Genomic DNA, 3,474 nt, shown 5'->3' with positions numbered 1-3,474 from the left:
CTGGCTTATCAAGCACCCTGTTGAGTTCTCAAAGAACAACCACACACCGCCCGGAAACCCTCACACGAGGACCCCCGACCCGGGGCATTTCAATCATCCGCGTCCGGCGCTCACGCGCCGGGCACTTTTACTACGCTACCCGGTGATATCCGCCGTGTCAAACCGCTCTGTCGCGGTCCGCACCACTTCCACCACAATTCCGGACACCACAATTCGACCGGCTCACGCCGGGCGCTTCGTGGATTTCAGCAGGCCGGCCGCTCGCGGTCACCCGCGTTATCGTCCGTTTCCCTGCCGGCCGAGAACCTTACCCGGTCGGTCTCGCCTCACCAAATCGACCCCCAGGCCGATCCGGGGCACCGCCCGGGTCCATGTTCCGGAGAATGCAACCCCCGCAACCGGATTCTCTTCCGCGCTTCCGGCCTCCCAGGATTTCGCCTGTTTCGTCCGTTCCGCGCTGGCAGAGAGAAAGTTACTCGGCCCGCCAGTTGATCGTCAAATTGACGACGGGCGTCCCCCGTCACGTCCTGGACCAGCGGCTGTTTCCGCTGCTTGCCCAAGGCAGCGGCAGCCCGAGTCGGGGGTAGCCGAGGCATTTGGCCGGGGCTGACGCCGCCGTCCCGGGGAGGCGCCGCTCGCCCGAGCCGCGCTCGCGGGCTGAAGGACCACCGGGCGAACGGACGAGCAGCGTCGCCACTCCCGCCCCGTCCACCACGTGCTCCAGCTACCGCACCCGGTCGCCCGCTCGGTGACCCCTGCAGGCCCCGGCCACGCCGCCGGACCGGCGCCCGGAGCCTGCCGCGGTACCGACCTGCTCGTTGCGCGGGCACCAGGGTGCTGCGGGGATGTACATGACGCTGCCCCATCCCTGCTGGTTCTCGACCGGCGCCACGCTGTGGATCATGTCGCAGCGCCACCAGACGGAGTCGCCGGCCCGGACATCAGGACTGCCGACCAGGGCCCACATCAGCAGCGGATGCCAGGTCTGGCTGGCCGGGAGGACCTGGTTGACCGTGACCCCGCACATGTCGTCCTCGGCCACGTCGGCGAGCAGCGGCCGGAGCATCAGGTACGCCAGGGCCTCGGGGATCGGCACGATGTGCAGCACCCCCTGGTCGTGGTCCATGTCGGAGAGGGCGGCCCAGCCCTGGAAGGTGCGGAAGGCGGAGCACATGGTGGTGCCGGGGTACTGCGGGCCGGCGTGGGTGAGGGAGCCGCCCGCGATGGGAGCCGCACCCGGCGACACCACCGGCGGGACAGCGACCCTCACCCGTACCGATCACCGGGGCGGCCCTATTGTCCGGAGCCGGACGACGGTAGCGTTGCGCCACATCATGGCCCGTGGGCGTTCATCCGCGTGGCGCTCGCACAGTACGGAGGGTGCTGCATGTCCAACGGCGACGAGCCGTTCGCGCTGCGTGACGACGCGGCCGGGCGGCCGCATTTCGAGACCGCCCTGCGCGGGTACGACAAGCGGCAGGTGGACCGGTACATCGAGCAGACGGACGGTCAGCTCGCGACGCTGTCGACGGAGCGGGACCGGGCGGCAAGCCAGGTGCACGGCCTCACCACTCACATCCAGCGCCTGCAGGCGGAGCTGACCGAGCTGCGGCAGCGGCCCGCGCAGGTGGACCGGGCGTCCTTCCGGGACCTGGGCCCCATGGTGGACCAGATCCTGGCGCTGGCCGAGAAGCAGGCCGGGCTGATCACCGAGTCGGCGACGCAGCGGGCGACCAACCTCCACAGCGAGGCGGAGAAGGTGCTCGCCGAGGCACGGGAGCGGAGCGCCCAGGCGTTGCGGGACCTGGACGAGGAGCTCTCCGCCCGCCGGGCCGAGCAGGACAAGGTGTACGAGGAACGCCGGTCGGCGGCCGAGCGGGAGCTGGCCGAGATCCGCGAACGGGCGGAGAAGCTGCGGGCGGAGGGTGAGGCCGCACACGAGCGCGCCCAGCAGGAGGCGAAGCGGATCAGCGAGCAGACCGCCAAGCAGATCACCCAGACCCGTACGGCGGCGGAGGCGCTGACCAGGGCGGCCCGTACCCAGATCCAGCAGGAGATCCAGGCGGCGCGGACGCAGAGCCAGCAGGAGCTGGCCCAGTGGCAGGCCACCGCCGAGAAGGAGATCGCCGAGCGGCGGGCCGCCGCCGAGCAGGAGCTGGTCGAGCACCGGGCGGCGGCCGAGCAGGAGCTGACCAACCAGCACAGCGCCGCGGAGCAGCAGATCCAGGCGCTGATCTCCGAGGCGCAGCAGTACGCCACCGAGGTGCGCCAGCGCGCGGACGAGCAGATGGCCGGGCAGCAGGAGCAGCTCACCGCGGTGCAGGAGGAGATCGCGGAGCGGCAGCAGGCGCTGGCGCAGGTGCGGGAGGAGTTGCAGACCACCCGGCAGCAGCTCGCCGAGATCCAGCAGGCGGGCGACACCACCGAGCGGGACCTCGTACAGACGCAGCGCCGTCTGGAGGAGGCGCGCCGGAGCCTGGCCACGGAGAGCAAGCGGCTGGAGGAGGCGCGGCAGGCGGCCGAGTCGGTCGAGCGGCACGCCAAGGACGTCCGGGCGCGGGTGCAGCGGGAGGCCAAGCGGGTGGCGGACCTGGCGGCCGCCGCGGTGATGGCGGCCGCGGCCGGTGGCGGGGAGACCGCCGAGTATCCGACGGTGGCCGTCCGTCCCGGCGGGGAGCGGCCGGCGGACGAGACGCCGGAGGAGCCCGTGGCCGAGCGGCCCGCCCCCGAGCCGTACGTGCCGGCGGCGGCGCACCGGCCCGAGGTGGTCCCGAGCAGCTGAGCGGGGGCGGGACGGCGGCCGCCGCGGTCCGGGCAGGATGACGTGCCTACCCCGTCGCCGACCCGGCGGCACGGAGCCGGAACAGAGACAAGGCGGGCCCGTGAGGACCCGCCTTGCCCCTTGTTGGGTGACCACCAGAGGGCTTGAACCTCTAGACCACATCCGCAGTCCGCAACCGTGCTGAGTGGCAGTCACCGATGTGACAGTCAGCTCACGTTGCCCGCGTTCCGCGCCCCGCCCTCGACCCGGATGACGCCGTCCATCGACACGTTGTCGGTCACCGACCAGAGGCGCTTCGTCGGTGCGCCCGACCAGAGCGGGTTGACCATGATGCCGGGGTTGCAGTTCTGCACGAGGTTGTCCCGGACGGCCAGGATCGGGCCACCGGCAGAGAAGGCCCAGATCCCGAGCCCGGTGCCGCCGCTGACGGAGATCCGGTTGTCCGAGACGAAGACGTTCCGCATGCTGCCGATCTTGATGCCGCGGATGGTGCCCTCCCCCCGCCACCAGGCCTTCACCAGGTGGATGTCGTTGCCGGTCACCCGGATCGTCCGGCCCTGGATGGGCGGGCCCGGGTGGTACGACACCCCGATGTGGACCGTTGCTGACTCCGTAGTCAGATATCAGCAATCCCAGCCTTTCGGCTGGAAAGGTCCGTAACGGTGTCACCGGAGCGCGAGTTGCGCTTCGGT

General features: G+C 71.1%; 3 protein-coding genes. 1 reads left to right on the top strand and 2 read right to left on the bottom strand.

Going from position 1 to position 3,474, the window contains the following annotated elements; genetic code table 11:
• Window positions 1-724: 724 nt before the first annotated feature.
• Window positions 725-1,270, bottom strand: a complete 546-nt coding sequence (locus tag AB0I41_RS34985) for a YbiU family protein (RefSeq protein ID WP_357115702.1) — start codon at window positions 1,268-1,270, stop codon at window positions 725-727.
• Between the two features lie 117 nt (window positions 1,271-1,387).
• On the opposite strand from AB0I41_RS34985, the gene AB0I41_RS34980 reads away from it, so the two are divergent.
• Window positions 1,388-2,782, top strand: a complete 1,395-nt coding sequence (locus AB0I41_RS34980) for a hypothetical protein (protein WP_357115699.1) — start codon at window positions 1,388-1,390, stop codon at window positions 2,780-2,782.
• A gap of 206 nt (window positions 2,783-2,988) precedes the next feature.
• Here the strand turns inward: AB0I41_RS34980 and AB0I41_RS34975 are convergent, their stop codons facing one another.
• On the bottom strand, window positions 2,989-3,369 hold the full coding sequence (locus tag AB0I41_RS34975; RefSeq protein ID WP_357115696.1) for a hypothetical protein: 381 nt from the start codon (window positions 3,367-3,369) through the stop codon (window positions 2,989-2,991).
• Window positions 3,370-3,474: the final 105 nt, after the last annotated feature.

It is taken from the genome of Micromonospora sp. NPDC050200 (genome assembly GCF_040656135.1).
GTDB lineage: Bacteria > Actinomycetota > Actinomycetes > Mycobacteriales > Micromonosporaceae > Micromonospora.
Note: the sequence above shows the minus strand (reverse complement) of the source record. Positions and strands in the feature narration are given on the sequence as shown.

Coding starts and splice junctions, on each gene's coding strand:
- AB0I41_RS34980 (WP_357115699.1), top strand. CDS start 1,388: ATGTCCAACGGCGACGAGCCGTTCGCGCTGCGTGACGACGCGGCCGGG.